The organism is Cupriavidus sp. DF5525 (assembly GCF_040149425.2).
Lineage (GTDB): Bacteria > Pseudomonadota > Gammaproteobacteria > Burkholderiales > Burkholderiaceae > Cupriavidus > Cupriavidus pickettii_A.
The window spans coordinates 2410340-2436088 of record NZ_CP168266.1; the positions used below are offsets into that span (position 1 = coordinate 2410340).

The following is a 25749-nucleotide window of genomic DNA, read 5'->3' on the forward strand; positions in this document are numbered from 1 at the left end:
GTGGGCCGGGCCCTGCGGGCACGCGAGGGAATGAATGGGGCGCTATTTTACCGGTTCGCGCGCGGGCGCGGGCTGAATCGGCCGGCGAATCCATCCGATCCGGCGTCGTACCTATCCGATCACTCCGCCAGCTTTTCCGCCGGCTTGCCGCGCAGGCTGCCGAACTGCAACGCGTACTGGCGCGTCAGCTCGGCGCCAAAGAAGAAGATCTGCGCCGAGTAATACACCCACAGCATCAGCGCCACCACCGAGCCCGCGGCCCCGTATGAAGAGGCCACGGCGCTGTTGCCCAGGTAGAGGCCGATCAGCCGCTTGCCCATTGCAAACAGCAACGCGGTGATGACCGCGCCCATGGTGACGTCGCGCCAGGCGATGCGTGCGTTGGGCAGCATCTTGAAAATCACCGCGAACAGCGTCGTCACCACGACAAAGGAAAAGGCGGTCGAGATCACGTCCGCGACCGGCGCAAACCACGACTGGGTCCACAGCTGGCCCCAGATGCGCTCGACCACGGCCAGCGCCGCATTGACGATCAGCGACACCAGCAGCATGAAGGCCAGCACCAGCACCACGCTGAACGACAGCACCCGTGCGCGCAGCAGTTGGCGCCAGCCGGCCGTCTTGGGCACCGGCACGTGCCAGATGTCGTCCAGGCTGCTCTTGAGCTCCACAAAGGCGCTGGTGGCGCCGACGATCAGGATGCCCATCGCGATCAGTGCGGCCACGCCGCTGCCACCGGCGCGGTGCGTGGCCGCCAGGATCTCCTGGATCGCCGCGGCGCCCTGCTCGCCCACCAGGCCCTGGATCTGCGCGAAGATCTCGCCGCGCGCCGCTTCTGCGCCGAAGAACAGGCCAGCGATGGAAATCACCAGCACCAGGATGGGCGCCAGCGAGAACAGCATGTAGAACGAGAGCGCCGCGCCCTTGCTGGCAGCGCGATGGTCGAACCATGAACTGACGGCCGCGGTGAACACGCGCAGCGTGCGCGTGCCGGTATGGCGGTCCGGCAGCCAGGACGGGCGGTTGGGCCGGGGCTGCGGGGTCCCGCTGCCGGCGGAAGGAGAGGACGGGTGCTCGGTCTTGTCGGTCACGGCCTGTGTGTTTGCCCGCGCCGCATGCCGGGGGCGTCTGCCGCCGCGTGTCGGGGGCGTCTGCGTTCATGATACTGCGCATTGCGGGCTTTGCCCAAGCGGGCGCGCCGGGGGCGACCTGCTACAGTAAGATCAGGCACACCAGCCGGCGCATCCGTTGCCCGCGCGCCGGCGCATGGAGGCACACGTGACCCCGATTCTCTCCGCCCGCCCGGTGGCCGCACTCCTGATCATCGGCGTGCTGGGCTGCGCCGGCTGCGAACGCAGCCAGCCGGGCCCCAAACCCATTTCCGGGACGGCGTCCGACCGCCCTGCCGCGGGCACACCCGCCGCGCCCGCCAACCCGAACTCGTCCAGCTTGCCCCCGGCATCGGGTCCGGCCCGCTGAACGCGTCAGCGCGGGCGTACCCGTTTCTGCGTGGCTCGCGGGCTGGCCCGCACGCGCCGATCCGGGCCCACTGAAGCCCGTGAGTTGAAGTAAAGCCTTGCCGTTGCCGACGCTGTAGCCGGGGCTTTTGCCCGCGCCCGTTGTCCACGCCGTTACGCAAGTGCAAGGCTGATGTAACCCAGTTTCAAACGTGCAACGGGGTGCAATGTCGCCCCGGCGCGGATGCCGGGGCGCGCTATCCCGCACCCGGCGCGTGCCACGAGCAGCATGCGCTGCACGGTTGTGGCCACCGCGCGCGGGGGCGCTTTCCGCACGCGTTACAGCGGCGAAACCGATTGGTCCGCCAGCAGGCGAGCGTCCCCCGCAGCAATTCGGCCACCTCCCGCAAAGCCGCGTGGCACAAGGCTTTGCGGCCATTGGCACACTTGTCGCTCAGTATCCGCAAGGGACGCTGTACGCGTCAGTGACCATCAACCAGACTTTGCACGCAGGAGACTACCCAGCCATGCGTCATCCGCCATCACGCATGACGGCGCGCCGGCGCTCATACCGGCTAGCGGGCCCGCCACCATCGGTGACGGACCTGCTTTCGCCGCCGCTGCTGCTCTATCCGCGCATCCACGCGCCGCCGGCCACGCCCGCCGTGCCGTGCGCGGCGATCGGCGTCGGCAAGGGCATCGGCACGGAGAAGGGCGCGGGGTTCGCACGCGCCGCCTGCCGGCGCCATGCGGGCAAGCGGCGCGCCTGACGGCACCCGCGCAACCGCATGTTCGGGCGCCGCAGGGCGCGGGCGTGCGGCGGTGCGTCACTGCCTCAGGGCCTCAGTGCCCCGGCACCGCAAACAGGACCATTGCAGGCTCGCGAGCCAGCGTACCTGCACGGATTTGTGCTCCGTCCCCCGGCGGGCACTTTTTTTCCACAGGGAGGCGCAGTCCATGAAAGCCGGAATCTTTGCCGCCGCGCTGGCCGTCTGCTCCGGCAGCGCCATGGCGGCGAGCTACGCCTGGTTCGATCGACCCGACGAAGCCAGTGCCAACAGCCATGCGGCGGTCAGCAACGATATCTATGTGCGCGGCTGGGGCTGGGCATGGGGCGAGTTGCTCATGCGCCCCGATGCCCCGACAACCGCGCCGGCGCCGCAGGACGGCCGCCAGGCACGCGACATCCTGGACCGGCGCGACGCGGTGCCGTGGCGCCAGCATGACGAAAACGAACCGCCGCGCCATCCGCGCGGCAAGATCAGCATGAACCTCGCTGCCGCGGATGCGGACGGCGGCGCCGGGGCCGGGCGACCCCACAAGACTGTGCGCTGACAGGCTGTGCGCTGACGTGCCAGCGGGCACGGGGAAAGGTGGAACTGGCGAGCGGACGTCGTCCGTTCCCCTTTCCTCTGGCGCCTGAAGCTGGCGCGCCGCGTTTTACCGCCGCTGTTACCTCTATTCCCCTGCCGGGGCCTGGCTCTCCACGCGGATATTGTGCTTGTGCATGAGCCGGTACAGCGTCACGCGCGACACGTTAAGCTCGCGCGCGGCTGGCACCACGTGAAAGCCGTGGCTGGCCATCACGGTACGGATCGCCTCGCGCTCGGCCTCTTCGCGAATCGCGTCGAGGGTCTTGCGCGGCAGTTCCGTGCCGCCATGCAGCTGCAGGTCCTCGGCGGTGATCTTGCGGTTGTCGGTCATCACGATGGCGCGCCGCACACGGTTGATCAGCTCGCGCACGTTGCCCGGCCAGGCGTACTGCATCATTGCCTGCGTCGCGCACGCCGAGAAGCCGCGGATGCGCCGGTGCGCCTCGTGCCCGTGCTCGGTCAGCACTGCGTTGGCCAGCTGCAGGATGTCCTCGCCGCGCTCGCGCAGCGGCGGGATGCTCAGCGTCAGCACGCACAGCCGGTGGAACAGGTCGGAGCGGAAGCGCCCGTCGGTTTGCGCCACCACCAAATCCACGTGCGTGGCGGAGATAATGCGCAGGTTCAGCGGGATCGACTGGTGCCCACCCAGGCGCGTGATGGTGCCTTGCTGCAGGAAGCGCAGCAGCGCCACCTGGCTTTCCAGCGGCAGGTCGCCGATCTCGTCCAGGAACAGCGTGCCGCCCTGCGCCTGCTCGATCCAGCCGATCTTGCGCTGGTTCGCGCCGGTAAACGCGCCCTTCTCGTAGCCGAACAGCTCGGACTGCACCAGGTGCGAGGGAATCGCGCCGCAGTTGATGGCAATGAACGGTCCCTTGCGCCGGCTCGACGCATCGTGGATCGCCTGCGCGGCCAGTTCCTTGCCCGTGCCGGACTCGCCGGAGATGAAGACCGGCGCCTCGTTGTGCGCTACCTTGGCCAGCGAGCGGAACATCGCCCGCATGATCGCGCATTCGCCGATCATCGTGCCGCGCGAGGCGGGCTCCTGCACGCGCGCGCCGTGCAGCGAAGCCATGCCGTGCGCGTGCTTGAGCGTGTAGAGCAGCTCCTCCACCGAAAACGGCACGCGCACGTAGTCGATGCAATAGTCGCGGATCAGCCGGCGCACGCGCTCCTCGGCGAGCATGGCATCGGTGGTGATGGCGACCCACGCGACATGCAGGTACTGCAGCGCCTGCTCGAGCTGCACGAGTTCGGCATCGCTGTAGTCGGACTGCAGGTCGATCACGCCGGCCATCGGCGGACTGGCGCGCACGACGCGTTCGAGGTCGCGGATCTGCTGCACGCGGCGGACTTCCCATCCCGCGCCGAAGCTGGACGGGTCAAAACCAAAATCTTCATGACGCGACACGACCACGATCTGTGCAGTGCGTGACGCCTTGCACAGTCGGTCCATCACGATCTCCCGGACGTTAGGCTTGTTCTTGGTTCCGGCACCCGTGGGCACTGCCGCGGCCTGGGGCCGTGGCGGGCGGTGGGGCTGAACTGGCTGCGGGCCGGCGCCCGCGCGCGACGTCGGTATCACGAGCTGGACAGACTGCGGGACTGCTCGTCAGGCGCGGCAAGGTAATCCGCGCCCCCCTGGAGTTGCTCGCGGATGCGCCGTCGCACCGCCTCCTTCTCGCGCATCAGCTCCAGGCTCGGCGCCTGGGGCGACTGGCCGGAATACTGGTAATAGAGCGTCTTGTAGGTCAGCTGGCTCAGGATCCATTCCTGCAGCAGCACGCGCTGGCGCGCCATCTCGCCCTCGAGCAGGCGATGGCGGCGCAGCAGGTTCTGCACGGCCGCGCGCGCGGTATCGCTGAGTTCGCTGTCTTCGGCAAGCAGGGCCGCCACGTCGGCGGTAGCGCCGTCATGGGCCGCCTTGCTGAGGGGTGCTTCGCCTGCAGCTTCCCCCCGAGCAGCCCAGGCGCGATGATGAATGGATCGGTTGACGGACTCCCTGATGGGCCCGATGGCGGGTCGCCGGATCTCTCCTGCGGTCATGATTATCCCCGTTGAACAACATCCCCCGGCACTACACGTCTGCGGTTACCACTTGTCAGTCTTGGAATATTTGTCCGCGTGGCGCGCGTGTTTCCCGCACGCTCCCGGTTGGTGGCTTGCCGTCTTCTTGTCTGACGGTCTGTTCCGGCGATGTCCCCGTACTGGCGGACGGCGCCGAAGGCTCTCGGTAATCTCCGGCATCCTGCCGCATGCACCGGAGTCAAGAAGGGGCGCCTTGCCGCGCCCCTCTTTGCCACGCCTATAGTTCAGTGCATTTGGGGCGGTTTGTCCAGCCCTGAGTGGGTGACTTACACCCAATCTCATACTTTGGTATGAGCCCGCCAGCACACCCCCGCAAGCCGATCCGCGCCGCCTCGCCACCGCACCATAGGACAGGTAAATGTCTGCTTACATGGTACGCAGAAACGGGTACGCTTTCGCACCCCGAACGGGTGATCGCGGCCGTCTCGCCGAGGAATTTCGGACGGTCGTGCGGAGCTTCCCGGGCGCTGCTTGCCGCAATCAGTGAGCGCGGCTGCGGCACGCTTGGGAAAGTCAAGCGGCACGCAGAAACGGGTACGCACCGCTTGCCGTGCGGGGGATGAGGGGGTACGCAGAAACGGGTACGGAATGAGGTTTCGGACAGCCCCCTGAAATACGCGGCCAGCACCAGCCATAGGTACTGCATCGGGATGACGCCATCAAGACAATGGAAAAAGGGACGACTTTCGCCGTCCCTTCTTTGTCCTGCACTACCTGCAATGTCCCGCCCTTTGTCTCATCCGTACGTGCCCATGGCTCAGTGACCCGGCAGGTAATAGAACTTGAAGACAAAGACCGCCGCGATGATCCACACCATCACGGGCACGCCGCGCGCGCGCCCGGTCAGCAGCTTGAGCGCCGCGTAGCTGATAAAGCCGAACGCGACACCATTGGCGACCGAGTACGTGAACGGCATGCCGAGCGCGGTCATCACCGCGGGCACGACTTCGGTCACGTCGTTCCAGTCGATCTCGAGCAGCTCGCGCAGCATCAGACACGACACATAGAGCAGCGCCGGTGCGGTGGCATAGGCAGGCACGGTGCCCGCCAGCGGTGCGATGAACAGCGCCGCCAGGAACAGCACTGCCACGGTCACCGCGGTCAGGCCGGTACGGCCGCCCGCCTGCACGCCCGAGGCGCTTTCGATATACGCGGTGGTGGACGACGTGCCGAGGAACGAGCCCGCCATGATCGCCGTGCTGTCAGCCATCAGCGCCTTGTTCAGCCGGCCCATGCGCCCGGCCTTGAGCAGGCCCGCGCGGTTGGCCACGCCCATCAGCGTGCCGGTGGCGTCGAACAGCTCCACCAGGAAGAACACCAGCACCACGTTGATGATGCCGATCGACAAGGCCGCGCTGATATCGAGCTTGAACAGCGTGGGGCTGAGCGACGGTGGCGCGGAGAATACGCCGTGGAATGTGTTGCCGGCAAAGACGAAGCTCAGCAGCGTGGTGAGCAGGATGCCGATCAGGATCGCGCCCTTCACGCGCAGGTGGTCCAGCGCCACGATCACGAAGAAGCCGACGATGGCAAGCACTGCCGGGGGCTGGTGCAGGTCGCCGATGGTCACCAGCGTGGCCGGGCTAGCGGTGACGATGCCGGCGTTCTTCAGCGCGACGATCGCCAGGAACAGGCCGATGCCCGCGGTGATCGCCACGCGGATCGAATGCGGGATGCCGTTGACGATCATCTCGCGCACGCGGAACAGCGTCACCAGCAGGAACAGGCAGCCGGAGATAAAGACCGCGCCGAGTGCGGCCTCCCACGCAAAGCCCATGCCCTTGACCACGGTGTAGGCGAAGTAGGCGTTCAGGCCCATGCCTGGCGCCAGCGCGATCGGGTAGTTGGCGTAGAAGCCCATGATCAGCGTGCCGATCGCCGCGGCCACGCAGGTGGCGACGAACACCGCGTCCTTGGGCATGCCAGCGTCGCCCAGGATCGACGGGTTGACGAAGATGATGTACGCCATCGTCAGGAACGTGGTGATGCCGGCGAGGATCTCGGTGCGGGCATTGGTCTGGTGCTCGCGCAGCTTAAACACGCGCTCGATCAGCGAAGGCGCGGCGTGCGGCTGGGGCGGATTGGCGGAAGACGTGCCCGGCTTGGAAGCGGGTTCCGGGATCGACATGAATGGTCTCCTGATATCGTTATCGTGTCCGCGACGGCTGCTGCGCCTGCTGGTGATGGCATCATCGGCCCACTACGCGGCAAGCGTACTCTGGTCCACGCCAGCCCCGCTGCGCGCTGGCGCGGGCGAATAAGCGATATGCAAAAGGCGTGATGATCCCACAGCGGCCGCCGGTGCTGCCAGCGCCAGCCGGCTGCGCTCCCGCATGCGCCCTTGGGGCCGCCCCCAGCTTGACGCTGGCGGCAATCCCCCGTATAAACCCGGCTAGATTCAAGTGACGAGGCAACAGTTCATTCGTTAGCCACCGTCTGGTACTTCGGTTGTCCATGGTGTCCTTTCCTTGAGTTCCCCGTGTCGGATGACGTGTTCGTCATGCGATCTTTTATGTCCTTTTTCTGGAAAGCAAATCATGCAAACCGGTATCGTCAAGTGGTTCAACGACGCCAAGGGCTTCGGCTTCATCAAGCCGGACGCGGGTGGTGACGACCTCTTCGCCCATTTCTCGGAAATCCGCTCCGACGGCTTCAAGTCGCTGCAGGAAAACCAGCGCGTGCAGTTCGAAGTCAAGAATGGCCCGAAGGGCCTGCAGGCCGCGAACATCACCCCGCTGTAAGCGTTGACCGCCGGCGCGCTCCGTGCGCGCCGCACAACGTGAGAACCCCGCCCCCGTGGCGGGGTTTTTTGTTTTTAGCGCCCCGCGTTTTCGTACGGCAGTGGGCGCTGTCTGGCGGCGCTCGCCACTCTTCCCACCGGCACCTGTTCGTGCGTGCTTTCGGCTGGCCCTTCCAGAACTGCAGGTCTACAGCCGGTCAACAGGCCCCGCATCGCGCGTGCCAATACACTGTTGCGAGACTGTCACGCCACGCCTGGCGGCCCGCCTGAATTGCCAAGGGACTTGAGTTCTCCAGACCCTCAGCATTAGACCCTCAGCCTGACGCAGAAACGGGTACGCATTGTTGCAGCACCGGTGGCATGCCCTGGCCTTCTTGCTCGCAGAAACAGGTACGCCCGGGCCGCCATTGCCACTTTTGCGCAGAACTCCCACACGCAGAAACGGGTACGCCCAGCTGCCGCGCGACCGCCGCCACCACCTTCCAGTCCCGCAGAAACGGGTACGCGCCTCAAGCGCGTTGCAAATCCATCACCACCAAAGACGCGCCACGCCGTCTTGCCTGTGCCGACATATCCACACTTCGGCCGACGCAGAAACGGGTACGGTCGCTGCTGTACCGAGGCAGCCCCCCTTGCCAGTACAGATATCGAACGGCCTCGCAGAAACAGGTACGCCGGCAACGTCCGGAAGCTGGGCCGCGAGCCGCAGAAACGGGTACGGCCAACCGTGGCGGCATGCGGCGATCGTGGGTGGCTGTGGCGGTTATGCCGCTGGCACACGCAGAAACGGGTACGCGGCGCTATTTGGGCAAGCAGCTACGTATACGTCGAGTGTAAGTACTAGCTTTTATTATAAATCATGTGTATCATAGAAACTCGGGCCAACTCCCGGCTCTATTCGCCAAAGTGCGCACGCAGAAACGGGTACGGGTCGGTGCAACGAGCGCCCCTGCGGGCACGCAGAAACAGGTACGCTGGGCAGCCAACCCCGTGTTGTGGCGTTTTCGCAGAAATGGGTACGGCGCAGAAACGGGTACGCAGTTGTGGCGGGAGACGCTGATTCAGGACCCGCGCAGAAACGGGTACGCTTTCGGGGCACGGCACGCAGAAACAGGTACGCTTTGCCGGCAGCGGCGCCGGCGGCAGACAGGACGACGAACCAGTTTCTGCGGGGATAACCAGGGTCCGGCGCAGATATCCACCGGAATCGACCAGGGAATGGCAGGTAAACCGCGTATACCGGTCCGCCGCACGCAGAAACGGGTACGCTTTCACCCCTCGCCATTGTGGACAAGCCTGTGGGACACCCAGGTTATCCCCGCAGAAACCAGTACGCGCCTGCCGCAGATATGGGTTCGGCCTGCCGCAGATACAGGTTCGCCCCTTCGCAGAATCGAGTACGTTCGTCCGCAGATTCGGGTTCGCGGGGGTTGTTTTTTCCCTTACGAATCAAGGCGCTGAACTTCACGTATACGGTTTACAAGTAGTTAACCCGTATCGGTATCGTTTACTGGTAGTGGATGGCTGGCGAACCGTGGACAACCCTGCCGGGTTGCCCACCGTCCGCCACCATGCGACCAGCCATTGGATCCTCCGGCTTGCAAAAAACAGGGCAAGCAATGCCAGCACCTTGCGTACCTGTTTCTGCGTGACAAGCCTTGCTGCTTCGAGTACAAAGGCGGGTAATCCGAAGCACGCCAATATGCCCATCAAACGCTCCCCGGCCGCCACGGGGGACCGAAGTGTCCTCGACCTGGACGCCGAGTCCTCCCGCATCATTGTTCCCGGCAACGAGAACAGCCTGATTCCGTCCGAGAAATTCCAGCGTCTGTTCGACGAGGCCCAGGCCATGGAGCGTGAAGACGCCTGGCAAAGCGGCGAGGTGGGCTTCCTGAGCCGCGCCAGCGTCCAGGTCACGCTGCCATACCGCGCGCCCAAGGGCGCGCCGCCAGTGTGGACACGCACCAGCGGCAATATCTCGCTGATGATCCAGCCGGGCTATTTCACGCAACAGCGCTCGGAGCGCGCCGCCAACGGCCGCCAGAAGCTGGTGTCGGAAACCGTTTCGCTCGGCTATCCCTACGGCTCCTATCCCCGGCTGATGCTCGCCTGGATCGGCAAGGAGATCATGGCGAAGAAAAAGCGCGGCGAATTCACCGGCACGGTGGAGGACCGGCGCATTTCGCTGGGCAATTCGCTGTCCGAGTTCATGTACAACCTCGGCATCCCGATGGCCACCGGCGGCAAGCGCGGCACCATGACGCTGGTGCGCCAGCAGATGATCCGGCTGTTCTCGGCGACCATTGCCATCGTGCAGAACAAGTCGACGCCGACCCAGAACCAGAATCCCAACCATGAGCCGTTGTCGATCGACCGCGTCGGCTACCTGCTCGCCGACCAGCTGTCGACCTGGTGGGATCCGATGCAGCCCGGCCAGGGCTCGATGTTCGAAAGCTTCGTGGTGCTGTCCGAGCCGTTCTTCAACGAGCTGGTCAACCGGCCGGTGCCGGTCGACATGCGCGCGCTGAAGGCGCTCAAGCAGTCGCCGTTCGCGCTGGACGTGTACTCGTGGCTGACGTATCGCTTCTTCACCATCCAGCGCCGCACCGAAATCCCGTGGGAAGCGCTCCAGATGCAGTTCGGCACCGAAACCGAAAGCGAGCGCAAGTTCCGCGCGCTGTTCCGCAAGGCACTGAAAGACGTGCTGGTGGTGTACCCGGGCGCGAAGGTGGATGCGGACTCGTCCAAGGCGCTGATCCTGCAGCCGTCGCGTACCAGCGTACGCAAGCTGGGCTGAGAGTTCGGGCGACCGCTTGCGCGGTTGCTGCAGGGCGGAAAGGGTCGGCCGATATCGGCCGGGCCAGCGGGGCGATCCAGACCGAGCCGGCCTTCACGCCGTGGCCGGCCAACGTGAACAGCGGCCGCAGATAGCAAAAAAGGCAAGCGATGAACGCTTGCCTTTTTTGCTTGCCCACCGCGGACAAGTCCGCAACGGGCGGGGGGTCAGCCGAGGCTGGATCAGGCCGGCTTGATTGCCGAAGCCTGCAGGCCCTTAGGACCTTGCTTGACTTCAAACGTCACGCGCTGCCCATCCTTCAGGGTCTTGAAGCCCGAGCCCTGGATTTCCGAGAAGTGCGCGAACAGGTCTGCACCACCGTCGTCCGGGGTAATGAAGCCAAAGCCCTTGGTCTCGTTGAACCACTTGACCGTACCGGTTGCCATAGGAATTTCCTTTCGAAGCAAGTTCTTGTACACAACGCAAACAACCGTTCAAGCACGTTGAGTTCTCGTAGATACCGAACGGAAGCCGACGAGGTTGACACGACTTGACTCGACTGTAGCGCGCATCATAACCACTTTGCATTGCGGTGTCATGTGCGGCGTAATGCGCACTACAGATACTTTAGGCACATTCCCGCCGGCATTTCAAGCAATTTTACGGTGCTTCGCGTGACGCGATACATTGCGGCGCAGATTCGCCGATTTTCGATATAGCAACATTTATTTTGTTAATTTGGAAAACGGTTGAAGCGTCACTTGGTTTTGGCTAAAGTTGCGCCTTAGGTCAAAACCGCGCTTTCAGCGCTGAAAGAGAGGTCGCAGTGGCAGCCAAAATCATCACGGTCTTCAACCAGAAAGGCGGTTGCGGCAAGACCACGGTCAGCATGCACCTGGCCGGCACCCTTGGGCTGCGCGGCGCACGCTCGATGCTGGTGGACATGGACGAACAAGGTACGGCCACGCGCTGGGCTGCCCAGGCCAGCGATGAACGGCCATTCCCTGCGTCGGTGATCGGACTGGCCCCCTCGGGCGGCGCCATGCACCGCGAGGTTCGCAAATTCGTCCAGGATTACGACTACATCGTGGTGGATTGCCCGCCGGCGGTGCATTCCGCCGCGCCGTCCAGTGCGCTGTTGATCTCGGATCTGGCAATCATTCCCGTGGTGCCTTCGCCGCCGGATCTGTGGGCAGCCGTGGCAGCCAAGACGCTGGCGCAGCATGCGCAGGTACAAAATGAATCGCTGCTTATTCGCGTGATGGCCAATATGGTCCAGCGACGCGTTTCGATCGCGCGGCAGGCCCTTGAGATTCTTGGCGACGACGGCGAAGTGCCCTTGATGAACTCGATGATCGGATCGCGCTCGGCATTCCGCGAATGCCAGGCGATCGGCTGCACCGTGCACGGCGTCGTCGGCGCGCGCGAGTCGGTGCAGGAGGTCGACATGATGGTCGACGAAGTGTTGTCTTTGATAGAGCAATAGGCATGGCTACAAAACTGAAAAGCCTCAAGGCCGGCATGCTCGCCGGCATGGCGGCCGAGAAGAGCCGCAGTGATACGCTTGACCGCTTCGCGCGCGCTGAAGCAGCTATTTCCCAGCACCCGAACGGTTTGCTGCAGGGTAGGGCGGCCGACGGCTCGCCCGCTTTCAGCGCTGAAAGTTTCAGCGATGTCGCAGCCTCCGGCCGCCAGCTCGTCCGGATTCCGCTGGCCCAGCTGCATGACAACCCGCTCAATGCGCGGCGCATCTACGACCCCGCCGTGGTACAGGAGCGCGCGGCGTCGATCGCCACGCACGGCCAGAAGACCCCGGGCCTGGCCGCACCCGACCCGGCGCGTCCCGGCCACTACATCCTGATCGACGGCCATTACCGCAAGCGAGCCCTGGCATCCGCCGGCAAGCTCGAGATGGAATGTTTTGTCGAAGATGATCTGAGCGACCTGGATTTTTACCGGCTGTCGTTCATGCTCAACGAGCAGCGCTCGGACCAGTCGGCGCTCGACAATGCGATCGCGTGGCGCCAGTTGCTGGACGAAGGCAAGGTCCAGAAGGAAGAGGAGATCTGCGAGCTGACCGGCATGTCGGCCGGCACGGTCAACAAGACACTGGCCCTGTTGCGCCTGCCGGACTCCGTACTGGGCGTGATGCGCGAACGCCCGAGCGCCATCGGCATCGCGGCCGGCTATGAGCTGACGCTGTACTGCAAGCTGGTCGGCGAGGAACGTACGCGGGACTTGGCGGCGCGGATCATCAATGACGGCCTATCGAGCCGGGAAGTCGAAGCGATCCGCAAGCACGCGCAGGAAGGCAAGGCGCGCAAAGTCAAGGAAATCAGCCGGCAATACAAGATCCGGACTGACAGCGGGCAGTTGCTCGGGACTATCAAGGAATGGGACTCGGGCCGCGTGATGCTCGACGTCCAGCTGTCTGACCGCAGCGCGCGCGAGGCGCTGGTGGAAGCATTGAAAGCCCGCTTCGGGCTGGACAAGACCTTGCTTTGAATCGTAGGGGATGACCCGCGCGGGTGGCTGGCAACGGCCCACCGCTCCCGAATGAAAAACGCCGGCATGGAGGCCGGCGTTTTTCATTCGGGGCGCGGCCAAGCACTACCGCGAGCCCGACAGCAGCTTACCGGCCGGGCGGAGCGCCAACTCTGAGCGCCGCGCCTCACCTACAGCTCCCAACGGCGGAATCAACCACGGTCTTCACCGGTATCCCCCAACGGTAGCCCGCCATTGGCAACTCCGCCTGCAGCCAGATCACCGTATCACCCAATCAGATCCCGCGGCGAACGCACGGGAAAGGCCCCGTCCTGTTGCTCGCGGTAATGCGCAATCGCGGCCGCCAGCAGGGCGTGCAGGCCTCGCACCGAATACGGCGGATGCTTGTCCGCCTCGCGCTTGCGCTGGGCGCGTCGGGTAGGCGGCGAGCGGGGTGGGCCCAGCAGGGGCACATCCCCCAGCCCGGAGTCCGGGGCAAGCGCCGCATCCAGATCCAGATGCCGGTCCTGCCAGTGCCGGCGCAGCGTAGCGAGGGCGCCATCGCTGACGCGCATGGTGGCGTTGTGCGGCTGGGCGCCAAGCGGGCCGCAATCGTGCAGCAATTGCACCGCACGCAGGCTGGCCAGTTCCGCCAGCCTCGGCTGCAGTTCACGCATCAGCGCCAGCGCCGCCGCAGCCGTCCGGTAGCGCATGCCGTCCGGATGCAGAGATTGCACGTCGAGCCATGCGACAAAGCGGCCAAGCGCGGCATCGTCAGCGCGTCGGCAGCCCGGGACGGTGATGGGTTCGAGCAGACCGACGGGCTCGGTCGGAGCAGCGGGATCCAGCGCCGCAGCGGCATCGACCAGTCCGGCCGAACCAACCGACTCAGCAGCACCGAGGCGCGGTGGGGCGCCTTCTCCCGGTTCACCTGTACCGGCGCTCCCTGGCATGGCGCCCACATCCTCGACCACAAGCGCGCGCGCCGCCGGTGGCTGCCACCGCGCTGCGACCTCATAACCGCTGCGCTCCATCCAACTCCACAACGCGGCCAGGACCCGCAGGCTGTGCCGGATACTGGCCTCGCCCAGCGGACCCGTAAAAGGCCGCCAGGCCGCGAGCTGACGCGACGCACGCGGGCCGCACCAGCGCGACGCCGGCTCAGGCGAGGCCAGAAACGCCTGGTACGCCAGGCGATCGTCCCCGTCCAATACGGCCAGGCCCTTGCGGCGCTCGATCGCGGCCCATAGCAGCAGGCGTTCCCCTTCCCTGCGATACGCGGCATAGGTGGCGCTGCCGGCGTCGCCGCTGGCCTGCAGCCAGTGCCGTACCATCCCGACGCCCGACGCAAACGGGCAGTCCGGCGGCGCGTCGCTTGCAGCCGCCATCAGTTCGAGCGGCAGCAGCCGGGCCATGGCCGGGGAGAGCGGGCCGTGCGCCAGCGGCTCGCGGTTGCCGACATGCTGCGCCAGCAACGGCTGCCCTTTGTCGTCCCGGATAGCCTGCCGATGCTCGGCCAGCCAGCGGTTGATGGCGTGGCCGGCCAGGGCCCCGATCCGCGGCACGCTGCGCCACCAGGCGGTGCCGCGCCGGTTCACTAGCTCAATAAGTGACTTAAGACTAACAATAAGGCCGCTGCGAAGGCGGCGCGCCAGCGCCGGGCCGAACCACAGTTCGACGCCATGCGCCGGGCGCGGCGCCGCGGTGCCAAGCCGTTCGAGTTCGGCCAGCGCGTCCACGCGCCGGTCCATGCCGCGGTTGGAACGGCCGGGGCCGGCCACAAGCAGTTCGGCCAGATCCTGGCGCCCATGCAGATGGGCCAGCTGCACCATGCGGTCGCGCAGGCCGAGCAGAACCCGCAGCGCGGATTCGCCGCCATCGTCGTCGTCGCTGTCGTCGGACAGGTAGCGGCCCACCACCATCGGCGCGGGCATGCCCTGGACGTAGGCGCGCACTGCCGCAAACTCGGAACGGGTCAGGCTGATCGGCTCGATGCGAGGCAACATGGGCGTCGGAATGAATTGGTCAGGGCAACGAACGGGGCAAATCTGGCTGACTTCGGGCTGGCAGGTGCTGGGCGCGGTACCTGCGGTAACTTATTGATTTATAAGGCACCTGAAATTGCCGCAAATCCATCCGACCCGAAATGCACAGCAAAACGCAATGCCGATAATTCTATGCGACTTTACGTGCAGTCGGGGCACCCGCAGCGGCACCAAACGTCTCTTTGCGTGCGTATGCTCAGCCCAATGGGCCGGCTCAGGGTCGGCCGGCCCTGGGTCGGGGAAAACCCGCCGCGATGCAACAGAGCCTTGCTTTTGCAGAGCCTGTTTCATAAGCTGAACACCAGAATTAGATTTGTTTAAATCTGACTTGAATAGTTTCTAAAGCGTCAGTCAACGATAAGCGTCAGGGTGAATCGTCGCCCAGGCGGGGACGTCCGAACGGGCGCAAACGGGGCGATCCGGCACCTCCATGGGAAGGGGCGGCAGCGGCAACCGACGGGAAGCTGCGACCGGCCAGGAGCCAGGCGGGATCGTATGGAAAGGCCAATCGCAGGATAGCGGCAGCCGTTCCAACAGCAAACGCAGGTCTTCGCAGAGCCTGTGCTTGCCGAAATCAATAAGAAGGAGAGCGGCCATGGCCAGCATCCTCTTGGTCGAACACCATCCACTACTGCGCCTGGGGCTTCGTCATCTCCTGGCACAAGCACACCTCCCTGGCGACCTTATCGATTTCGATCCGCTCGCGCCGATCGACCCCGACCTCTGGCTGATCGACGCGGATCTGCTTGTCTACGGACTTCCGGCCGACTCTGCCGCCGGCTGGGCCCAGCTCGATGCGCTGTGCCAGCAGTTGCGGCCGCGGCGCGTGCTGCTGCTGACCGACCAGCCCAACGCGGTGCTGTCCGGCCCGGCGCTGCCCGTGCCGGTACGCGGCTGCGTGCACAAGACCGCCAGTGCCGAGGCGCTCGATGCCGCGGTACGGCTGGTGCTGGCCGGCGGCGAGTGCTTTCCGTCCCAGCTGCAGTGCGAGACAGCCCCCGGCGGCGCTGGCGCGCATCCGACGCTGGTGGTCGATGCCACGGCCCAGGCGCCGGTGGTGATCCCACTGCATGCGGTCCGCGGCGATGGCAGGCCAGCGGTACCCGCCGCGCCGGCTCAGCAGGCGAGCGAGACGCCTTCGGCAGGCGCGCACCTGCTCAATATCACCGAGCGCCAGTACGAAGTGCTGGCACTGCTGGCACGCGGCTATCCGATCAAGACCGTCAGCCGGCTGCTCAATATCTCGATTGCCACGGCCAAGACGCATGCCTGCACGCTCTACCAGCGGCTGCATGTGCGCAACAAGGGCGAAGCCGTCTACGTAGCGCTGCAGCGCGGTGCCACGCTCGACTGGGCCGGCCCGCCGGCCGCCGCCAGGCCCGCCGGGACCTGCCAGGCTGCCTGAAGGATCGGATGCGGCGAGGGAGCGGCGGGGCGGCGGCACGGGAAGCAACGGCGCGCCCCATCGTCGGCCTTCGGGCCGGTCGTCAGCCTCATCCCCCCGCCGCCGCAGCGCTGCGGGCGGATGGAAGGGCACCACCAGAGGTCAAGCCGCCGCAGTGTCATCCGTTTGATGAGCAAGCCTCATCCAAAAGCATGAGGCGCTGCCCGTCCGCGCTTGCTACGTTGACAGGGAGACACTCGTTGCGCCTGGCTATGCCCGGTGCCGCGGATGTCGCCGGGCCGCCGTCGGGGCCCGGATCGACCTGGCCGCCGTCTGAATCTCCGTACTTCCGACCATCCGACCTCTCGACCATCCGGCGCTCACGCCCGCACCTGCGCGCGCAACGGCAGCCGGATGCCACGCCGAATCGATGCCGACCTACCTCATCGCCAGCAATGAAATGATGTGCCGCACCCTGGTGCGGCGCCTGGAAGCGCTCGGCCTGCCGCGCCCAATCCGGTGGCGCGCGCCGCAATGGCTGCACGAGCCCGGTCCGTTGACAGCCGCAGCCCATCCGACCCCGCTGCACGGGGGCGAAGACACCGACCCCGCCGACGTCGCGCTGATCGATTGCAGCGGGATGGAGGGCGATCCACGCAAGCTGCTTGATCAGCTGCAGGTACGCCTGGCGCCGCGCCGCTGGCTGGTGCTGTCAGACCACCTCGATGCCTCGCTGATCGTGCATGCCGCGCTGCTGGGCGCGAGCGGCTGCCTGGCCGTGCCCGCCCCTGCGGAACTGGTCTGCGCCGCGACCGCGCTGGTATGGGCCGGCGGACAGTGCTTCCCGCGCATGGCGCTGTCGCTGCTGCCGGCCTCGCCATCGGACAGCATTGCCGCGACCAGCGCCTAGCGTCCTGTTGCGCAACGGCCATGACATGGCGGGGATGCCTGCCATGCGTCCCAGTTCGTCGCTGCCATCGCTTCGACGCTGACGCCGCCACGCGCGTGCCCTGGGTTCGACAACCCCTGCAGAGCAGGCCACTGGTTGTCTGCACCAACAGGATTACGGCCAGCGGATGAGGGCGCCCACGCCGCGCGCGAGCTATGCTGGAAAGCGCCAGGCACGTAAGCGGCCCCACCGTAAGAGGCCCACTGTGCCGGGATGCAAGGGGGTCGTATGAAAGGCGGTATGGAATGCCTGGTCGTGCATGGCTTCGCCGTGCGCGAGGGCCGTGGCAAGTGGGCCTGCTGCTTCGAGATCCGGCTGGCGGGCGTGGGCGACCAGCCGCTGCTGTATCGGGGCGAGCTGCATGGACGGCGATTCGATTGCGAGCACGCCGCCACCGAAGCCGCGCGCGAGGCCGGCGAACGTGAAGCCGAGCTGCGCGTGGAAAGCCTGAGGGCACTGATCATCGCCCAGCATCGTCTGCGCCTGCCGGGCGCATCTCTTCCCTGAATGCCCTGAGCACCCCGAACGGCGAACGCTGCGTACGCAGCACGCATGCTCCCTGAACGCCTATGCAACGCGACACGCGCAAGGCGTGCCGCGGGGCTTGCGCTTGCACTGGTCGTGACTTGCGTGAGCCCACTGCGCGTGCGTACCTGAACGCTGCGCGCCCTGGCCCGCTGCGCGGCGAAGATCGGCAACGACAGCGGCAGCGGCAACGCCCGCACGACGCTTGCGGACACCTCGCCCCGTCAATGCCGAAACCCAAAAAAGAAGCCCGCCGACCGGGGGACCATGCGGGCTTTGAAGACGTGCGGGCGATACTGCCGGCCCACACGTCCCCTTGACGATATCCAATCGGCACGCGCGCCTCCATCAACCAGAAGCACCATGCGCCCCACGCATGCGGCTGAGTGCATCTGAACCGGCTGAACCATCTGAACTTCGCGCGGCGATGCCTTGTATCCCGCTGCACGTCTGCATAGCCACTGCATGCGCCGCGGCTGCCCCGCGGCGCTGCGATGCCTGCCTCGCGGGGTTTTCATGAGTTTGTGCGCCGTCTAACAGACTGCGCTGAATGGTGCGCGCCAAGATCGCCAACACGACCGATGGCGCAAGTATCTGGCTCGGTGTTTGGCGGAGAGGCGAGCATGACAGGAGTCAGTGCACGGGCTGCCGTATTGCAAGCGCAAGGGCACCAGCCCGGCGCCTGCCGTGCGCACCCGCAAATGGAACGGCAGGGCAGGCGCGGAGGTCATTAGTGTACGGCGACACCAAGATGCGTGGACGTGGCGGACCCGGGTTGCGCGGCGGCAACCCAGTGTGGGCGCACGTCAACTGCCATGTCGACTTGTGGATCGAGTTGCTGCACGGACTCGACATGCCACCGGTCGCCGCACTGCCTTGCGCGGTGCGTCAGGATTTCGAGGCCGACCACTTCACGCAGTGCCGCTTTCCGGCGGCCGACCTGGAGCGACTGTATGGCCTGACCATGCATGAACTCACGCTATACGATTCGCTCGAGTCGCACGTGGCGGCGCAGACCGCGCGCGGCCATATCGTCGTGCTGGAGCTCGACAGCAGCCAACTGCCGCCGCCGCCCGGCGCGGGCTACCAGCGCCATCGCACGCCGACCTGCATCGCCATCGATGTGCTGATCCCCGAGGCCGGCGCGGTCGGCTACTACCATACCGACGGCTACCACACCGCCAGCGGCGAAGATTACGCCGCGATCTTTCGCCTTGCTCCCGGGGCGCGCGGCGCCGAGACGCTGCCCTTCACGCATGCCGACAGGGTCCGCCGCGGCGTGCGCGCGCGCCCCGACGAGGCCCTGCTCGATGCATCGCTGGCGCTGCTGCGCCTGCACCTGGGCAACCGTCCGCTGGACAACCCCCTGACCTTGTTCCGCGCCGCCTTTCCCGAACAGCTCGAGCGGCTGATGGCGCGCGGCGAACCGGGCTTCCACCATTACGCGTCCGGCGTGCTGCGCCAGCTCGGCGCCAACTTCGAGCTGCTGGCGCGCTACCTGCGCTGGCTGATGATGCAGGGGCAGGAGGTGCCCGACAAGGCGGCCGAAGCCTGCTACACCATGGCCTCGGAAGCGATGGTGATGCAGTTTCGGCTGATGCGCGCGGTGATCAGCCGCAAGCCCGACCGCTGCGAAGACTGCCTGGACCAGCTCGAAGCCTCATACCAGGCCAGCGTGCCGGTGCTGGCCGCGCATTTCGGTGAGCACGCACGGTGAACGAGCCGGGCGCGGCCGCTCCCCTTCCGGTGCCGCGCGCCGCGCCCGCGTTGCCTCAGCCAGCGGGCGATCCGGCGCCGCTGTGTGGCCGGTGGCGCTGGCTGCAGACGCTGCCTGGCGCCGCCGACTCCCCCGCGGTGCTGGACGACACGGCCGGCTGGCTGCCGGCGCCGGTGCCCGGCAGCGTGGCCGCGGCGATGCGCGCCGCGGGCCGCTGGGACGAGGGCGCGCCCAGTCCGCTGCACCAGCACGACTACTGGTACCGCCTGCGCTTTGCCGGCCACGGCCGGCGCCTGCTGCGCCTGCGCGGACTGGATCGCGCCGCCGAGGCCTGGTTCAACGGCCGCCTGGTGATCGGTGCGGGCCACGCCCCGGACATCTGCGACGCGGAGATCGAACTGTGCGGCGCCAATACGCTCGACCTGTGCTTTCGCGCGCCACGTCCGCGGATGCATGCCGGGTGCGCCGCGCTGGTCTGGCGCGGCGGCAGGCCGGCGCCATCGATGCCATCGACACAGGTCATCGGCTACGTTGCGCACGCGTTGCCGCTCCATGCGGTGGGACCGTGCCAGCCGCTCGAGCTGCTGGCATTCGCGCCGCCCGGCGATACCCGGTGCGCCGACACGGCCATCGCCGCCGTTGCGCCATCGAACACGATAGCGATCACCACATCGATTGCCACCGCGCTGGACGGCGATACCGGCTCGCTCACGCTGACCGTGTGCGTGTCCGCAGGCGCTGTCGCGCAGGGCCGCTTCGAAATCATTGGTGGCGCGCGCCCCGTGTCTGGGCAGCTCACGCCGGCGGGCCCCGGCACGCTGGCCGGCACCGTGCGCGTGAATGACCCGCGGCGATGGTGGCCGCATACGCATGGCGAACCGTTCCTGTACCGGGTACGCGCCCATGTGGCAGGACAAAGCGTCGAGTGCGGGCTTGCCGGCTTTCGCGCGGTGACCTTTCCCAAGGTCGCGGCGCGGCACCCGGGTTGGTGCGAACACGTCGCTCCGTCACGTGCCGGGGCGGCGCAGGGCGTGCGCGTCAACGGCGTGCCGGTGTTCTGCCGCGGCGTGCTGCTCGATGCGCAGGACCTGCCGCAGGTGGCGGACATGCAGGCCGCCGGGCGCTGGCTCGCGCACGCACGCGATGCGGGCCTGAACCTGGTGGTGGTCGATGACGATCCGGCCTGCCGTCCTGGCGAGGGCTTCTACCGCGCCTGCGACGCGCTCGGCATGCTGGTCTGGCGCGCGCCCGCGGCGCTGGCCGATGCTGCTTCGAGCGTCGCGTCGGCCGTCCCGACGGCTGGCTCGTCAACCATCGCGTCGACCCTCGCACCGATCGCCGCGGTGCCATGCCCGCGCACGCTTGCCGAGGCAGGTCCGGCGACCTCGCCGCACGACGCACGCTGGAAGGCCGGCATCCCGCGCCAGGCAGGCCATGCGTGGGATGCGGAAGACCTGCGCGACCTCTGCCTGCGCGCGCGCTACGGCGTCGATCCACCGCAGCTGCGCCGCGAGGCGCCGCAACGCTACCTGATGCTGTCGCGCGCACTCGCCGCCGACGTGCTCGCCGATGCCGCCGCGGCCGCCGTCCAGTCCGCCACCCGACTGCTGCTGCTGCCGCGCCTGCGCGATCCGCAGCCGGGCTGCGGCACGGGGCTGGTGGATGCCTGCGGGCGCCCCAAGTCTGGCTGGCATGCGGTGCGCCAGCATTGCGGACCGGTGCAGGCCGTGTTCTTGCCCGATGCAGCCGGCACGCCCGCGCTGACATTGCGCAATGAAACCGGTTCGGCCCTCGCCGTGGTGCTTGACCTGTGCTGCGTGGGCAATGGCCAGGCCGTGACGGCACGCCGCGCGCTGCGCCTGTCGCTGCCGGCGCGCGGCATGCGACGCGTGGCGATGGCGACGCTGGCACTGCCTGCTGCGGCCGGCACGATCCTGCTCGCCACGCTTGCCGATGCCGAGAGCGGCGAGCGCCTGGCCGAGGCCACGTGGTTGCCGCCCGGCAGCGTGCCCACGTTGCCCACGGCAGGCCTGCACGCGGTATTGCGCGGCGGTCCGCAGGCCTGGTCGCTGGAAGTCTCCGCCACCTGCTTCGCGCACCGCGTGCATATCGATGATCGCGCCTGGCGCGCGGCACAGGACTGGTTTGACCTCGCGCCGGGCGCCACACGCCATATCCGCCTTATGCATGATGGCCCGGCCCGCGCCGGCGCCGGGATCATGCCGACAGGGGAGGTTCAGGCCATGAATCAACCCTCGCCCGTGCGCTACGGCTGAGTCTCGCCCCCCTCCTTGCCCGCTGCAGCCATGCTCGAGCTGCTGCCGGCCCATGGCCGCAGGCGTGCACGCGCGCGGTGATCGCCTTTCCGGCCAACCTCCCGATGGATGAGCGCTTCCCAACCGTTCGCCTACTGTCGAAGTGCATTGCCATGGCGCTAAATAGAGTCACTGGCTTGCACTCAGCGCCGCAGCCAGGGTCGGCGGCGCCGCGGGCGGTAGTAGTCGGACAGGAGACATGCCGGCCCATGCCGGCGCTGTGCGGCAAGGCGGAAAGGCCCGGTTCCATCCGTGGCGGCGCGTCGTGCCGGCAGTAGGTGGTTCCCGAACACGGGGCTTGGACAGGGGGGTACGAAAATGATTACGCATCGATCGGATCTGCATGTCAATTACCTGCTCAGCGCATTGCCGCGCGGCGAGTGGGAAACGCTGGCACAACACTTCGAGCTGGTCCGGCTGCGCGCCGGCGAGTTGCTCACCGACTCCGGTCAACGCATCGTCCACGTCTACTTCCCGACCACGGCGGTGGTGTCGCTGCTGTCGCTGCTGGAAGACGGCGCGACGGTGGAGATCGCCGCGGTCGGCAACGAGGGCCTGGTCGGCATCCCGGTGGTCACCGGCGGCGACACCATGCCCAGCCGCGTGGAAGTGCGCAGCCCGGGCCTGGCTTACCGCATCCCGGCGCGCATGCTGCGCAACGAACTGCCGCGCATGCACACGCTGCAGCGTGTGACGCTGCTGTACGTGCAAGCCATGCTCACGCAGATCGCGCAGACCGCGGCCTGCAACCGCCATCATTCGCTCAACAAGCAGCTGTGCCGCTGGCTGCTGCTGGCCATCGACCGACTCGCCTCCAACGAGCTGGTGATCACCCAGCAGGTCATTGCCAACATGCTGGGCGTACGCCGCGAAGGCGTGACCGAAGCCGCCGGCAAACTTGAGGACCTGGGCCTGATCCACCACAGCCGCGGCCATATCACCGTGCTGGATCGTTGCGGGCTGGAGAAGCACTCATGCGAGTGCTACAAGCTGGTCAAGCGCGAATATGACCGCCTGCTGCCGGCACTGGCCACCGCCTGAGCGGCACCTGCCGGACCAGCCTGCCCGACCGGCAAGGCCGGCAAGGCACGGCTGACGACGCGCGGCGCGATAAGCGCCGCGCTGATCCCATTTCAGGAGCAGTACCCGTGAGCAGACTGTCATATGCCGGTGCACCGGCCGAAGGTGTCGCCCCCCGCCGCGAAGCCCAGCCGGCCGGGACGCGCCAGGCGCGCGTACTGATGGACCACATGGGCTGGATTGTTGCCGTGGGCGTAGCCGGCGCGACCGTGGGCACGCTGGTGGCGCTGTCGGCGCCGCCGCAGTACCGCGCGCAGGCGCTGGTGCAGGTGGAGAGCCGTGACGGCGGCGCGCGCAGCGTCGCGCAGACACAGGGCGCCGCCGGCTTCGATGCGGGCCTGCTCAAGAGCCGCGCCGTGGTCGGGCCGGTGGTGGAGCGGCTGCGGCTTGACATCACCGCGCAGCCGTTGCGCCCGCCGCTGGTGGGCGCGCTGCTCGACCGCTTCTCCACGCCCGGGCACCTGGGCGGCACCTGGCCCGCGAGCCTGGGCTACTCCTGGGGCGGCGAGCGTCTTGTCATCGACAGCATGACCGTGCCCGAGCAGCTGGTGGACCAGCCGCTCACGTTCGAAGTGCGCCGCGAGGGCCGCTACCGCGTCTTCCAGCAGGACGCGCTGCTGCTCGAAGGCAGCGTAGGGGAGACCGCCAGCGGCAATGGCATCATGCTGCGCGTGGACAAGATCGAGGCCGGCCCCGGCACGCGCTTCACGCTCACGCGGCATGACCTGGCGCAAACCGCCGAAGCCGTGCGCCGCGGGCTCACGGTGGAGAGCGAAAGTGCGGAGATCCCGGCCAGCCTTGGCGGCGCTGCCGCGGCAACCGCACTGCCCAGCGGCACCGTGCGCGTGAGCTGGCAGTATCCCGACCGGCAGCTCGCTGCCCACCTCGTCAACGGTGTCACGCGCGCCTATATCGACGGCCAGACCACCAAGCGGCGCGAGGACGCGGCCGGCACGCTCGCGTTCCTGTCGAGCGAACTGCCGCGGGTTCAGACCGAACTCACCCGCGCCGAGGAAGCGCTCGCGCGCTACCGCGCCCGCACCGGCTCGCTGCAGCCCAGCCGCGACGCGCAGTCCTTCCTGAACAACAGCATGGAGTACCAGCGCCAGATCGCCGCGCTGCGCATCGAGCGCACGCGCTTGCTGCAGCGCTTCACGCCCGAGGCCAACGAGGTGCGCACCGTCGACAGCCAGATCCAGCAGATGATCCGCGAACGCGCCGAGATCGACGCGCGCATGCAGAGCCTGTCGGCTTCCGAGCGCGAATCGGTGGCGCTCACGCGCGACGTCAAGGTGGCCGAGGACATGTACATGACCCTGCGCAACAAGGTCGAGCAGCTCTCGCTGATGCTTTCCGACAGCTCCAGCCAGCTGCGCGTGGTCGATGCCGCGATTGCGCCGGTCGCGCCGAGCGGGATTGGCACCTGGCCGTTCGCGTTTGCGGGCGCGTTGCTCGGGCTGTGCGTGGGCGTGGCCGGCATCAACCTGCGGCAGCGCCTGCGCCCCTCGGTGGCCAGCGCCGCCGACGCGGAGGAGCGCCTGGGCATGGCCATGCTGGGCGATATCGCCTTCAGCAACGAGCAGACCGATCTGGAGCGCCAGATCGAGGGCAAGCGCCGCCTGGGTATCGCCGCGGGCTTCGCCTTGCCGCCGAACGCGCGACTGGGCTGGCCCGAGCCCACCACCAGCGTGATCGACGCGACCACCGCCGCGGAGCCGGAAAGCGAGCACGCGCGCGCCGAACGGCTGCTGCGCCACGGCCTGCACGACCATTACCTGCTGGCGCGCCGCGCGCCGCATTCGCTGGCGGTGGAGGGTCTGCGCACGTTGCGCGCGGCACTGCATTTCACGCTGCGCGATGCGCCCAACTGCGTGGTGGCGGTCACCAGTCCTGCTGCCGGAGCCGGCAAGACCTTTGCGGCGGTCAACCTGGCGGTGCTGTTCGCCGAAGCCGGCCAGCGCGTGCTGCTGGTCGACGCCGACCTGCGGCGCGGGCGCGTGGCCGACTGGTTCGACCAGCCTGTCGAACCGGGACTGGCCGAAGTGCTGGCAGGCCGCACCGCGATCGCTGACGCGGTCAAGCCCAGCGTGGTCAACGGGCTGTTCCTGCTGACCCGTGGCGTGGCCCCGGCCAATCCGTCGGAGCTGCTGATGCTGCCGGCGCTGGCTGAGACGCTGCGGTTGTGTGCGGGGCGGTTTGACCTGGTGCTGGTCGATACACCGCCGGTGATGGCGGTGGCCGATGCCACGCTTGTTGCCAACCTGGCAGGATCTACGCTGGTAGTGGTGCGCGCGGATGTCACGGCTACGGCGCAGGTTGATGAGACGCTCAAGCGGCTGGCGCATGCCAATGCGCGGCTGGCTGGCGGCATCCTCAATGGGGTTATGCCACGGCGTAGCAACCGGACGGATTTCAATACGATCAATCCTTATCTGGGGATGCCGTTGCCGGCTAGTGTGGTGCGGGTGCCGGCCCTCGAACAAGGGGAGAAAAAACAGGGGTGAGAGGGGAAGCGTACCCGTTTCTGCGGAGGGGGTACTGCTATTGGAATCGCCGTTGCCGGGGCATTTTTGCGCTGGCAGCGGCGTTTTTGTTTTGGTGGGTGTTGGGGCTGTAACTGTGTGCTTGTGCCTGCGGCCTGGCATCTGGCCAATGCTCGACGGCATGCGCTGCTGGTGACATGTTGTCGCTGTTGAACCGCTCGGTACCCTCCGCGTCTGTGTGCTTGTGCCTGAGGCAGGCATCTGGTCGATGCTCGACGGGCTTCGCTGCTGGTGACATGTTTTCGCTGTTGAACCGCTTGGTTCCGCCCTCCTGGG

The 25749-nt window shown here is 67.1% G+C and carries 20 protein-coding genes; 14 read left to right on the forward strand and 6 right to left on the reverse strand.

Going from position 1 to position 25749, the window contains the following annotated elements; translation table 11 throughout:
* Window positions 1–119 precede the first annotated feature (119 nt).
* Entirely contained in the window at window positions 120–1010 is an 891-nt protein-coding gene (locus ABNX08_RS32225) for a YihY/virulence factor BrkB family protein (RefSeq protein ID WP_051370046.1), read from the reverse strand.
* 268 nt (window positions 1011–1278) lie between these two features.
* Between ABNX08_RS32225 and ABNX08_RS32230 the strand changes: the two genes are divergently transcribed.
* The 3 genes from ABNX08_RS32230 to ABNX08_RS32240 all read left to right on the forward strand — a co-directional run bounded on the left by ABNX08_RS32230 (window position 1279) and on the right by ABNX08_RS32240 (window position 2792).
* Window positions 1279–1479: a hypothetical protein gene (locus ABNX08_RS32230; RefSeq protein ID WP_349605171.1), complete on the forward strand. Its 201-nt coding sequence runs from the start codon at window positions 1279–1281 to the stop codon at window positions 1477–1479.
* Window positions 1480–1984: 505 nt separating this feature from the next.
* Window positions 1985–2227 (forward strand): hypothetical protein, encoded by a 243-nt coding sequence (locus ABNX08_RS32235; RefSeq protein ID WP_349605172.1) that lies wholly within the window; start codon window positions 1985–1987, stop codon window positions 2225–2227.
* Between the two features lie 187 nt (window positions 2228–2414).
* Complete coding sequence (locus tag ABNX08_RS32240) at window positions 2415–2792, forward strand: hypothetical protein (RefSeq protein WP_022539862.1); 378 nt, start codon at window positions 2415–2417, stop codon at window positions 2790–2792.
* Window positions 2793–2915: 123 nt separating this feature from the next.
* Here ABNX08_RS32240 and ABNX08_RS32245 read toward each other — a convergent pair whose 3' ends face one another.
* The 3 genes from ABNX08_RS32245 to ABNX08_RS32255 form a co-directional block, all read right to left on the reverse strand.
* The gene (locus ABNX08_RS32245) at window positions 2916–4283 is read right to left on the reverse strand and encodes a sigma-54 dependent transcriptional regulator (RefSeq protein WP_041681880.1); all 1368 of its coding nucleotides are present in this window, start codon (window positions 4281–4283) and stop codon (window positions 2916–2918) included.
* A gap of 125 nt (window positions 4284–4408) precedes the next feature.
* Window positions 4409–4873 carry a hypothetical protein gene (locus ABNX08_RS32250; RefSeq protein WP_022539864.1) on the reverse strand — a complete coding sequence of 155 codons (465 nt, stop codon included), beginning with the start codon at window positions 4871–4873 and terminating at the stop codon, window positions 4409–4411.
* Between the two features lie 799 nt (window positions 4874–5672).
* Window positions 5673–7043, reverse strand: coding sequence for an NCS2 family permease (locus ABNX08_RS32255; RefSeq protein WP_022539865.1), 1371 nt, complete (start codon window positions 7041–7043; stop codon window positions 5673–5675).
* A 409-nt stretch (window positions 7044–7452) separates the two neighbouring features.
* On the opposite strand from ABNX08_RS32255, the gene ABNX08_RS32260 reads away from it, so the two are divergent.
* Window positions 7453–7656: a cold-shock protein gene (locus ABNX08_RS32260; RefSeq protein WP_022539866.1), complete on the forward strand. Its 204-nt coding sequence runs from the start codon at window positions 7453–7455 to the stop codon at window positions 7654–7656.
* A 1701-nt stretch (window positions 7657–9357) separates the two neighbouring features.
* Window positions 9358–10452, forward strand: coding sequence for a replication protein RepA (locus tag ABNX08_RS32265; protein WP_022537244.1), 1095 nt, complete (start codon window positions 9358–9360; stop codon window positions 10450–10452).
* Window positions 10453–10673: 221 nt separating this feature from the next.
* Here ABNX08_RS32265 and ABNX08_RS32270 read toward each other — a convergent pair whose 3' ends face one another.
* Window positions 10674–10877 (reverse strand): cold-shock protein, encoded by a 204-nt coding sequence (locus tag ABNX08_RS32270; protein WP_006159056.1) that lies wholly within the window; start codon window positions 10875–10877, stop codon window positions 10674–10676.
* A gap of 380 nt (window positions 10878–11257) precedes the next feature.
* Here ABNX08_RS32270 and ABNX08_RS32275 point away from each other — a divergent pair, with 380 nt between their 5' ends.
* A complete protein-coding gene (locus ABNX08_RS32275; RefSeq protein ID WP_022537245.1) occupies window positions 11258–11917 on the forward strand; it encodes an AAA family ATPase in 660 nt (219 codons plus the stop codon).
* Window positions 11918–11919: 2 nt separating this feature from the next.
* Entirely contained in the window at window positions 11920–12936 is a 1017-nt protein-coding gene (locus ABNX08_RS32280) for a ParB/RepB/Spo0J family partition protein (RefSeq protein ID WP_022537246.1), read from the forward strand.
* 266 nt (window positions 12937–13202) lie between these two features.
* Here ABNX08_RS32280 and ABNX08_RS32285 read toward each other — a convergent pair whose 3' ends face one another.
* On the reverse strand, window positions 13203–14921 hold the full coding sequence (locus tag ABNX08_RS32285) for a phage integrase family protein (protein WP_022537247.1): 1719 nt from the start codon (window positions 14919–14921) through the stop codon (window positions 13203–13205).
* 634 nt (window positions 14922–15555) lie between these two features.
* On the opposite strand from ABNX08_RS32285, the gene ABNX08_RS32290 reads away from it, so the two are divergent.
* The 7 genes from ABNX08_RS32290 (at window position 15556) to ABNX08_RS32320 (ending at window position 25434) form a co-directional block, all read left to right on the forward strand.
* Window positions 15556–16365, forward strand: coding sequence for a response regulator transcription factor (locus ABNX08_RS32290; RefSeq protein ID WP_022537248.1), 810 nt, complete (start codon window positions 15556–15558; stop codon window positions 16363–16365).
* 409 nt (window positions 16366–16774) lie between these two features.
* Entirely contained in the window at window positions 16775–17254 is a 480-nt protein-coding gene (locus ABNX08_RS32295; RefSeq protein ID WP_022537249.1) for a response regulator transcription factor, read from the forward strand.
* Between the two features lie 267 nt (window positions 17255–17521).
* Window positions 17522–17800 carry a hypothetical protein gene (locus ABNX08_RS32300; RefSeq protein ID WP_022537250.1) on the forward strand — a complete coding sequence of 93 codons (279 nt, stop codon included), beginning with the start codon at window positions 17522–17524 and terminating at the stop codon, window positions 17798–17800.
* Between the two features lie 751 nt (window positions 17801–18551).
* Entirely contained in the window at window positions 18552–19535 is a 984-nt protein-coding gene (locus tag ABNX08_RS32305; protein WP_022537251.1) for a DUF1839 family protein, read from the forward strand.
* On the forward strand, window positions 19532–21811 hold the full coding sequence (locus ABNX08_RS32310; protein WP_022537252.1) for a hypothetical protein: 2280 nt from the start codon (window positions 19532–19534) through the stop codon (window positions 21809–21811). Before ABNX08_RS32305 ends, ABNX08_RS32310 begins: the two co-directional genes overlap by 4 nt.
* A 357-nt stretch (window positions 21812–22168) precedes the next feature.
* Window positions 22169–22891 carry a Crp/Fnr family transcriptional regulator gene (locus ABNX08_RS32315; RefSeq protein ID WP_022537253.1) on the forward strand — a complete coding sequence of 241 codons (723 nt, stop codon included), beginning with the start codon at window positions 22169–22171 and terminating at the stop codon, window positions 22889–22891.
* Window positions 22892–22998: 107 nt separating this feature from the next.
* Window positions 22999–25434 (forward strand): polysaccharide biosynthesis tyrosine autokinase, encoded by a 2436-nt coding sequence (locus ABNX08_RS32320; protein WP_022537254.1) that lies wholly within the window; start codon window positions 22999–23001, stop codon window positions 25432–25434.
* Window positions 25435–25749: the final 315 nt, after the last annotated feature.

What these genes read in the sequence shown, in the direction of transcription:
- ABNX08_RS32235 (WP_349605172.1), top strand. Translation starts at nt 1,985, where the DNA reads ATGCGTCATCCGCCATCACGCATGACGGCGCGCCGGCGCTCATACCGG.
- ABNX08_RS32240 (WP_022539862.1), top strand. Translation starts at nt 2,415, where the DNA reads ATGAAAGCCGGAATCTTTGCCGCCGCGCTGGCCGTCTGCTCCGGCAGC.
- ABNX08_RS32245 (WP_041681880.1), bottom strand. Translation starts at nt 4,283, where the DNA reads ATGGACCGACTGTGCAAGGCGTCACGCACTGCACAGATCGTGGTCGTG.
- ABNX08_RS32250 (WP_022539864.1), bottom strand. Translation starts at nt 4,873, where the DNA reads ATGACCGCAGGAGAGATCCGGCGACCCGCCATCGGGCCCATCAGGGAG.
- ABNX08_RS32255 (WP_022539865.1), bottom strand. Translation starts at nt 7,043, where the DNA reads ATGTCGATCCCGGAACCCGCTTCCAAGCCGGGCACGTCTTCCGCCAAT.
- ABNX08_RS32260 (WP_022539866.1), top strand. Translation starts at nt 7,453, where the DNA reads ATGCAAACCGGTATCGTCAAGTGGTTCAACGACGCCAAGGGCTTCGGC.
- ABNX08_RS32265 (WP_022537244.1), top strand. Translation starts at nt 9,358, where the DNA reads ATGCCCATCAAACGCTCCCCGGCCGCCACGGGGGACCGAAGTGTCCTC.
- ABNX08_RS32270 (WP_006159056.1), bottom strand. Translation starts at nt 10,877, where the DNA reads ATGGCAACCGGTACGGTCAAGTGGTTCAACGAGACCAAGGGCTTTGGC.
- ABNX08_RS32280 (WP_022537246.1), top strand. Translation starts at nt 11,920, where the DNA reads ATGGCTACAAAACTGAAAAGCCTCAAGGCCGGCATGCTCGCCGGCATG.
- ABNX08_RS32285 (WP_022537247.1), bottom strand. Translation starts at nt 14,921, where the DNA reads ATGTTGCCTCGCATCGAGCCGATCAGCCTGACCCGTTCCGAGTTTGCG.
- ABNX08_RS32290 (WP_022537248.1), top strand. Translation starts at nt 15,556, where the DNA reads ATGGCCAGCATCCTCTTGGTCGAACACCATCCACTACTGCGCCTGGGG.
- ABNX08_RS32295 (WP_022537249.1), top strand. Translation starts at nt 16,775, where the DNA reads ATGCCGACCTACCTCATCGCCAGCAATGAAATGATGTGCCGCACCCTG.
- ABNX08_RS32300 (WP_022537250.1), top strand. Translation starts at nt 17,522, where the DNA reads ATGAAAGGCGGTATGGAATGCCTGGTCGTGCATGGCTTCGCCGTGCGC.
- ABNX08_RS32315 (WP_022537253.1), top strand. Translation starts at nt 22,169, where the DNA reads ATGATTACGCATCGATCGGATCTGCATGTCAATTACCTGCTCAGCGCA.